This is a genomic window from Methanomassiliicoccales archaeon, assembly GCA_036504055.1.
In the GTDB taxonomy this organism is placed as follows: Archaea; Thermoplasmatota; Thermoplasmata; order Methanomassiliicoccales; family UBA472; genus DASXVU01.
Genome location: DASXVU010000023.1, coordinates 1 through 9,282, shown reverse-complemented (window position 1 = coordinate 9,282; position 9,282 = coordinate 1). Strand labels below are relative to the sequence as shown.

6 protein-coding genes are annotated in these 9,282 nt (G+C 52.5%); all 6 read left to right on the top strand.

Translation table 11 applies throughout. From position 1 onward, the window contains the following. The first annotated feature begins 385 nt into the window (after positions 1 to 385). Entirely contained in the window at positions 386 to 895 is a 510-nt protein-coding gene (locus VGK23_05545) for a DUF134 domain-containing protein (GenBank protein ID HEY3419998.1), read from the top strand. A 148-nt stretch (positions 896 to 1,043) separates the two neighbouring features. After that, positions 1,044 to 1,424, top strand: coding sequence for a NifB/NifX family molybdenum-iron cluster-binding protein (locus VGK23_05540; GenBank protein HEY3419997.1), 381 nt, complete (start codon positions 1,044 to 1,046; stop codon positions 1,422 to 1,424). A gap of 5 nt (positions 1,425 to 1,429) precedes the next feature. Continuing rightward, on the top strand, positions 1,430 to 3,070 hold the full coding sequence (locus tag VGK23_05535) for a methylamine methyltransferase corrinoid protein reductive activase (GenBank protein HEY3419996.1): 1,641 nt from the start codon (positions 1,430 to 1,432) through the stop codon (positions 3,068 to 3,070). 340 nt (positions 3,071 to 3,410) lie between these two features. Further along, on the top strand, positions 3,411 to 3,803 hold the full coding sequence (locus tag VGK23_05530; protein ID HEY3419995.1) for a hypothetical protein: 393 nt from the start codon (positions 3,411 to 3,413) through the stop codon (positions 3,801 to 3,803). A gap of 1,003 nt (positions 3,804 to 4,806) precedes the next feature. Next, complete coding sequence (gene leuS / locus VGK23_05525) at positions 4,807 to 7,689, top strand: leucine--tRNA ligase (protein ID HEY3419994.1); 2,883 nt, start codon at positions 4,807 to 4,809, stop codon at positions 7,687 to 7,689. 204 nt (positions 7,690 to 7,893) lie between these two features. Next, on the top strand, positions 7,894 to 9,282 hold a 1,389-nt coding region (locus VGK23_05520), incomplete at its 3' end, for a hypothetical protein (GenBank protein ID HEY3419993.1).

Genomic DNA, 9,282 nt, shown 5'->3' with positions numbered 1-9,282 from the left:
AACCACACGACCGGATCGGTCTTGCTTGTGCAACTATATGTCCAAGACCCTATTTTCTTTTTGTGCCTTGAATGTCAAGTCACGTAGTATGCTCATGCCAATTTCAAGACTTGTATAGTGAAGAGATGGACACAATAATTCCGGCCCTAGCACTTTCCCAGGTCTTGGTGGTAGGATCGAATCCCTTTGTCCTTCTAAGTTGCCTCAATAAACATGGCAAGATAGTAGGTAAGGTTCCTGTCACATCATATGAAGGGGTTTTTCCTGAATTGGACCTTCCTCTTGGTATGTATACAGGACCTTCTGGGGAATAATCGATTGTGCCCCAGTAACCTCCCTATCTTATACTCATCTATTTTACAAATGTTTATATATTTTATCTCTAGTGAGAGAATTGATGAGACCTGGTCGACCACGATGCCCAAGGAGGATTGAAACGGTGCCAGTTGTTACATATTTCAAGCCCAGGGGAGTCCCTCTTCAGGAGCTCGACCTCGTCCTCCTATCCTTGGAGGAGCTTGAGGCCGTTCGTTTGGTCGACCTAGAAGGATTGGAACAGGAAGGGGCTGCCCAAAGGATGGGGATCTCCAGACGGGCCCTCTGGGAGGACCTTCAAAATTCCAGAAGGAAGATTGCCGAGGCTCTTGTGAAAGGGAAAGCGATCGAGATAAAAGGGGGAGATTACACAGTGGTTGTGCCACGGGGATATAGCTGCAATGGATGCAGTACCATGTGGAATATTTCCCATGCAATTGAACAGCCGTTGCAGTGCCCCAAATGTGGAGGCAACGACGTACGAAGAAATCCTGACAATCCGGATGACAATCGACCAAAGCGTTGTTGCAAGGGTCGGTGCAATGGGAAGGAAGGTAAGGCCGTGGATGAGGCAAATTGATACCTTGTCTATGCGGGTCCTTACGATTCAAGAAGGATATGTTGGAGACCCGCTGGGAGCCAGCATTGGTTTCATCATTCAATATGGATGGGCGTAATTATTCGCCCCTGATGGAATAAAATAAATAAGATATAAGGAGACAAAGAAAATGAAAATCGGAATACCAAGTAACAGTCCGGGAGGACTAGATGCGGGCGTTTCTGCCCATTTTGGACACTGCGATCTGTTCACCGCGGTGGAGATCGAGGGAAGCCAGATCAAGAACGTATCGACGATTGGAAATGAGGGGGAACACAACTGCATGATCCCGGTACGAAAGATGGCCGATGCAGGCGTAGATGCGGTCTTGATCGGCGGAATAGGTCGCCGGCCTTTGATCGAATTCCAGAACAACGGTATCAAGGTATTTGTAGGGGCAGCTGGAACAGTAAAGGAGGCCGTGTCCAATTACATGAGCGACAACCTCAAGGAAGCGACGGTCCAAGATGTCTGTCACGGCTCCCAACATTGTCATGATGGCAAAGGGTGACAACAATGTACGGAATATCGATCGATGTTGGCACGAGCGGGACAAGGGTCCATGCTCTCGATCTGCAGACGAAGACCATTCTCTCCACGGCCATCACCGTAAGGCATCCAGTTCCCGGGGCGAACGTGATGGACCACCTGACCTATTGCATCGAGGTGGACCAGAACTTGGCCAACGAGCTGATGATGGACGCCATCAATCGTTTGATCCGGCTGCTCGAGATCGACCTGACCAAGGTGGAGAGGCTGGCAGTATGCGGCAATCCGATCCAGCTCTCGATATTCCAGAACATGGAGCTTAGGGACCTGGCATTCGTGGGCGAGCGATCGCTGAAATCGAAGGGGGTCACACCTCAGAAGAGGGATGCCCGGGTGATGTCGTCCGAGAAACTCGGCATCGACCTGGGTGGGCCTGACGCTGAGGTATATGTCCCTCCGTCCATCGCCCACGAGATAGGCGCGGACGCTCTGGCCATGATGTTCAAGACCGGATTGTTAGACCGAAAGGAACCGTGTCTGGTCACCGACTATGGAACAAACGCGGAGATGGCGCTGAAAGTGAGAGACGAAATCTATACAGGATCGGCCGCTGCCGGTCCGGCCATGGAAGGACAGGCAATACGCTTCGGGATGCTGGCAGCACCGGGCGCGATATCCGATATCGACTTTGAAGGCCATTGGCGCTGCAAGGTCCTGGACGACAGCCTGATGCCGACGGAGGGGGACAAGGTCGATCCAACGTCAGGCGATGTCATGGAGGAAGGCGCAATGCATGGCCGGTCACGGGGCATTACCGGCACCGGAGTGATAGCGGCGATAGCGACCGGGCTCGATACCGGCATGATCACCGCTCCGCACATCACGACCGGTGACGGAAAGCTGCACCTGCAGGACGGGTTCTACATCGACGACCACGATTTTCAGGAAGCGGCTAAAGCGTTCGGCGCGATGAGGGCCGGGCACTTCACCCTGCTCGAGAAGGCCGGCATCACGTTCGATGACCTGGACAGCATGTATATGAGCGGTGCTTCAGGAACCTACGTGGACGCGCTCAAGGCGCAGAGAGTGGGACTCATACCCCCGACGCCGAAGAACATCTACCAGGTCGGCAACACATCGCTGGCGATGGCCACGGACATTGTCAAGGACCCAAAACTGATGGACACGCTGCAGGAGATGGCCGGTTCGATACGGTCCAACCACATCATGTTCGCCACTGACAAGGTATTCGAGACGCTATACATCCAGGAACTTGCGTTTTGGCAGGAAGGCATGCCAGTACAGTCCTATAACTTCTTCCTGCAGAGCATGGGCATACAGCCTCTACCGGAAAAGTTCCGAGAGGCGAAGGTGTTCAAGATCGTGCAGCGTGACATACCCGTTCTGGGGGACAAAGGTCTGAAGATTCTGACAGACATCGGAACGAAGCTAAAAGGCACCTTCGACGGATGCATAGCCTGCCAGAAATGTGCAGAGGCATGCCCGGAGAATGCCATCACATTCGAGAACAAGGGAAGCGGGGAGCCGGAGATCACTGTCGCTTCGGACCTATGTAATGGTACCGCCTGCCTCCGGTGCGAACGCGGATGCCCGGAGAAGGTATTCAAATTCAAAGGTCTGAAGAGCACCAGGAAGGCAAGAGCATGACCGAAGATGAACTTGACCTGCATTGATTGGATCGACCAGGTCCTCGTTTCCTGAGAGCTCGCCCCATCGGATCTGAAATCGCTCGGTCGATGACTATGCCTGGTGGAGGTTATTTCGTCACACCGAACGATCAAATGCCCGACCGGCCGTGAGATGATCCCTGGTTCCCGGAAACAACGATTACTGCAACCGCCGGCCACGCTAATTTTCTCCGTAATTGTCCTTCAGAGAATATGATCAATGGTTGTTGAAAAGCAATATAACATTCGAAATCGTACTTGTCAATTCCCTGAAATTTCTTTTAGCCATTGTTAAAACGAAATTATCTTATATATTACATTTGAGTAGAGTTAACGGCGTTACGTATATGATGTGGGATGACAATATCAATGATCTGGTAGTGAGGAGAGTAGACTTTCTAAGAAGAATGCATCCAGACATATCCATTTCTTACTTCATCATAGGTGGTCCTTATGGAGAATATGGTGTGATCCTGTATACTGAATACAACTTCAATCCAATGGGTTTTGAGTTCATCGAGTCCAGGACAAGTTGGAAGCGATCGGGAGCAATAATCGACTACAGCGAATTAACAGACGAAGGATATTGCGTCTTGGTCTACGTCCCTTCAGGGGTCATGAGCGAGGTCGCCGAGACAATGAGGGCGCAGAAAGGAAGGGAGAACATCAGACTGCTGTCGACTGACAAGCTGGTTCCGATGATTGAGGCCTGATCCTGCGATGGAAACATGGGAACGGAGTTTGTGGGATGAAGATCGACGTCATTGTTTTTTGCATGCCAGAGAAGGAGTTGGATAACCATGAAAACACCCTGTGAGCTCATTGTTTGGCATGTTCTGCCGATGATCCGGAGAGGTCTAGCAGACGAATTGATCGATCGCCATCACCTTAGACAGACCGAGGTGGCGAGACTCTTTGGAGTTACGGATTCGACAATAAGCGTCTACCGAAGTCAGAAACGTGGTTACAACGAGCGAGTGACAAAAACAAAACAGTACTTTGATCTAAAATATGAACTCGAAGGCGGAGCCATACAATTGATGAACGGTGTCGGGGTTCAAAAAGTGATTTGTCAGACCTGTGCCAATATTAGAGAGTCGGGATTGATGGATCTGATCCATGAGATCGTCATGGGAACATCAAGTAACGGACGATATGCGAACCATTTCGTGGTGATAAAATGACAGCGGACCAACCTGGCTGTGACAGCAGCATTTTTCAATGATATCATCTGCCCCCTGAGCTTATATTGGATTGGCTATTGTTAACGGCGTTAATCTTAATATTGAAAAAGCGAATCTTCGCCTGTACTTGGAATTCTCTTCCTCCCATTGAAAACCCTTGCAGTGTCTCTCTGCATCAGTCGAATTGGATTTCAAGTACACTCCCATTTCTGACGCTACAAGATGGACTGTAAGCATGTTATTAAACTGATCCACGGTTGGGAGCACCGGGGGCAACGCCTGGCAACAAGGTTATTCCCTTGTGTTATAGGTTCAGTCGTGGCCTGGGCATAATGACTGGATTACTGCCCGCAGTTATCGCTTCATTGGCCGCTTTTTTAAAATGGTTCATCAGACTGCCTCTTGGATTTCGGACTCTCTAGCAGGGCTGAATTCTTTTCTATGACGAAGTTTCCAGACCGATTAACATCCAAAATCCTATTAAGACAAAACCCCGATAACCCGCATTCGCAATGACAATGTGGGTGCACTGATGACCAACCGTACGTCGGAGATCGAGGCAAAGTGGCAGGAAAGATGGTACTCCGAGCGGATCAATGAGTCGGAGAGGGATTCCCGCCCCAAGTTCATGATCATTTTCGCCTATCCAGGCGTCACAGGTTACCTGCATGTGGGGCATATGCGCGGATTCTCCTACGTGGACGCTTTCTCCAGGTACAAGCGGATGCAGGGGTTCAACGTCCTATTCCCGGTTGGGACGCACGCCACCGGCAACGGAGCGGTCGGCCTGGCCACCCGCATCAGGAAGAAGGACCAGAACATGGTCGAGTACATGCTTCGGAACGGATGCCCAGAGGAGATGCTGGAGACACTGACCGAACCGCGGAAGGTGGTGGAGTTCTTCAACGACGTCTACGTCAACCAGTACTGGAAACGGTTCGGCTTCCTGTCCGACTGGAGACGGTTCACCTGCACCATATTCCCCGATTATGGCAAGTTCATCCAATGGCAGTTCCGCAAGCTGATGGAGCAGGGGCTGCTGATCCAGAAGCCGTACTTCGCCCCGGCCTGCGTCAACTGCGGTCCGGTGGCCATCGACGCCTCGGAGACGGACATCATGTGCGGCGGCAGCGCCGAGACCACCGAATACACCCTGATGAAGTTCCGGGTCGGCGATATGTTCCTGGTGGCCGCCACGCTGCGTCCGGAGACGGTCTTCGGCCAGACCAATTTCTGGGTGAACCCGGACGTGGAATATGTCAAGGTCAAACATAACGGCGAGATCTGGGTGGTCAGCGCCCCGGCGGCCGAGAAGATGAAGTACCAGATGGACGACGTCACCGTCATCGGCAAGATCCCGGGCGCGGAGATCGTGGGCATGAGCTGCACCACGCCGATGACGCACCGCGAGATACCGGCGCTGCCGGCTACGTTCTGCGATCCCAACGTCGGCACCGGCCTGGTGGTCTCCGTCCCGTCGGACGCACCGGACGACTGGATGGCCCTGAAGACCATTCAGGAGGACGACGAGATGATCGCGAAGTATTCGCTCGAACCGTCCATGGTCAAGGGGATCAAGCCCATCGCCATCATCGACACCAAGGGCTGGGGGCCGATGCCCGCCATCGAGATCATCGAGAAGCTGGGAATCACCAAGGCCGGGGACCCGCGCCTCGAAGAGGCGAAGAAGACCGTCTACAAGGAGGGCTTCCACCAGGGCCGGATGAACCAGAACTGCGGCAAGTACTCCGGCATGTCCGTGGTCCAGGCCAAGGACCTGATGAAGCAGGAGATGCTCTCCACGAACGAGGGTGCGCTGTTCTATGACCTGTCCGAGGACGTTGTCTGCCGCTGCGGCCAGCCAGTCCTGATCAAGAAGGTGACCGACCAGTGGTTCATCGACTATGCCAACCAGAAGTTCACCGACATGACCAAGGAGCACTGCCGGTCGATGCACATCCTTCCTAACGACTATTACACCAATGTTCAGCCGGTGCTGGACTGGTTCCGCGAGCGGGCCTGCGTCCGGCAAGGGAACTGGCTGGGCACCAAGTTCCCGTTCGACGAGAAATGGATCATCGAGGCGATATCCGATTCCACGCTCTATCCGGTCTATTATCTAATATCCAAGTATGTGAACTCCGGAGAGATCAGAGCGGAGCAGATGAGCGAGGCGTTCTTCGACTACGTCATCCTCGGAAAGGGTGAGTCGTCGTCCGTGACCAGGGAGACCGGTGTCCCGGCCCAGCTGCTGGACCACATCCGTGCCGACGTCGACTACTGGTACCCGCTGGACCTGAACCTGGGAGGCAAGGAGCACATGACCGTGCACTTCCCGGCGTTCCTGATGAACCATGTGGCCATCCTGCCGAAGGAGAAGTGGCCCAGGGGCATATTCGTCAACTGGTACGTCATCGGCAAGGCCGGCAAGATCTCCAAGTCCAAGGGGGGCGCGCAGCCGATTCCCGGAGCGGCGGAGAAGTACGGCGTCGATTCGCTCCGTCTTTACTACGCTCACATCGCGTCACCGTTCGCCGATGTGGAATGGGACGAGGAGATCCTGGAGAACTACGTCTCCAGGCTCGACCGGATCATGAGGACCGTCACCGACAACGTGGGCGTGGCCGAGAACGGCGAGCTTTCCGGCATTGACCAGTGGCTCCTGTCGCGCATGTCGTCCCGGGTGGCCAAGGTCACCGAGGCCATGGAGGAGTTCGACCTCCGGGTCATGTCCAACGAGGTCTATTTCGAGACGCCCAACGACTTCCGCTGGTACGCCCGCCGGGGCGGGAACAACGGCAAGGCGGTCCGCCAGGCGCTGGACACCTGGATCAGGATGATGACGCCGATCACCCCGCACGTAGCAGAGGAGCTGTGGTCGGAGATGGGCAACAATAGCCTGGTCTCGGCCGAGTCGTACCCCAAGCCGGAGGCGGCGCATTCCGCACTGGCCGCGGAGCTGGCCGAGGACTACCTGCGCGAGGTGATGGACGACACCAACAACATCCTCCGGGTGACCAAGATCAGCCCGAAGCGCATCATCCTCTACACATCGGCCGCCTGGAAGTTCAAGGTCTACCGCATGGCCGTGGATATGCACAAGAAAGGAGAGCTCAAGGTCCCCACCCTGACCAGGGCGGCGATGGCCGACGAGGAGATCAAGCGCCATGGCAAGGAGGCGCCGGACTACGCCCGCAAGCTGGCCGAGGAACTGATGAAACGTACCGGAACCGAGATCGAGAAGCTGGAGACGGCCATCGACGAGTACGGGTACCTGTCCAGCGTGGTCGGTTTCCTGGGAACGGAGCTGGGCTGTCAGGTGTCGGTGTTCTCGGCCGATGACGCCGGCAAGGAGGACCCGATGAACAAGGCCCGCCATGCCCAGCCGGGACGCCCGGCGATCTACGTGGAGTAAACCTGCCCCCTACCCTCTTCCTTTCTCTTTTCTTCCTTCAGTCGATTTTCATGAGGTATTTGTCCTTTGGTCCAGTATGCCAGGAAATGTCATGCCTCGGGTATTTGAAAAAATGGTGTACACACAGTGAAAGGGATGTGATCGATCATGGTTTTGAAAAACCCTGCAAATCATTTTGTATTCTATATCGAATCGTCAGAATACATGGCCTCCACTGGTCCCAATATCACTATATTTGTTGCTGAATTCATACCCTTCAACCGTGGTGACCTGTTATCCAACATCGCTAAGAATCTGATGATGTACGCTAAGGACCCTAAGGATCCGAATGACAATAACCTGTGCAGCACCGGTGACGCGATCTGTAAGGCAAATATATTGTCCTGGTTCGAGAAGTATCTAGCATCTAACTTGGAGTTCTTGACCGTGGACACGATCAACGTTAATCTCGGGGTGGCCACATTATCGTTGATTCCCCTGGGCATTGGATTTTCTGTGGAATTGAAAAGCAATTATGAGGTCGAAGAAGATGGATGGAGATATGTTGAGCAAGACCTCTTGGTGTTGCTCTCTTGGATTACCTCAGATTCCCGCACGAATTCAGAACTCGATTACGTGGAGGGCGAGTTCAATTGTCTGGAAGGAGATTTCGATTCCTATTCAAGAGATATCGACAATAACGTCGCGCGATACGTCAAAAAACACCTCCCCGTCATCTCGGAGAATGATTTTTATGCAACTTACAACAAGGAAAAAAAGAAGATGAGGATCAATTTGGGCCGCAGAAGCACCGTGGAGATTGATGCGAATTGGCATTTCAGGACAACCAGCAACGATGTCAACACTCGATCGAGGCTAGAGGACCTAGCGGTTAACCTCGGCAAGGTGATGAAAAACTATTCACAAGAGCCAAGAGCGCACGATAAGGATATCATATTGAGATTCGAGGGATGGGCACTCCGTCAGCACAGCAATATGCAAAAAATTATTGATAAGAGGTGGGGAGACAAAGGTCTAGAACCCATGCTGAAGTTGGAACAATTGGTATCCCGCCAATATCGCCGAGTGCAAAAATATGCCGAAAGGAACCAGGGTGGACAATGTGCCTGGCTAATCTACACGCAAAGAAGAGTCACGATATTGTTCATAAATCAAGATCCTTGGTACTACAATAAAGAGAGATTACTCAAGGGAATCTTCGGTGATAAGGACAGATATGGAAAGGATAAGGTGATCTTGGATTCGTACGTGGAGGGGAAAGAACCCAGGAGGTCCGCTTTCTATCTCGGACGAGAAGAGTACCATAAATATGGTTCTACGGTTAGAACAGTGATCATTTCACCCTGGCAAATCCAGGGTAAACCAGTCAGGGAATTGGTATCCAACATTGAGTTTGAGTGGTTCATGTACTTTATCAGAATGAGCCATTTCCTTGACTTTGAACATTTTTATTACAGATATTTGAAGATAATTGATCCAGAGGAGAATCATAAACATGATTTCCATTCCTTAAGAAACATGCTCGCTCAGTTGAGATACTTCAGGGAGAAGGTGAGAATAAGAAACAATGTCCTGGCAGGGAAATTCGCATCG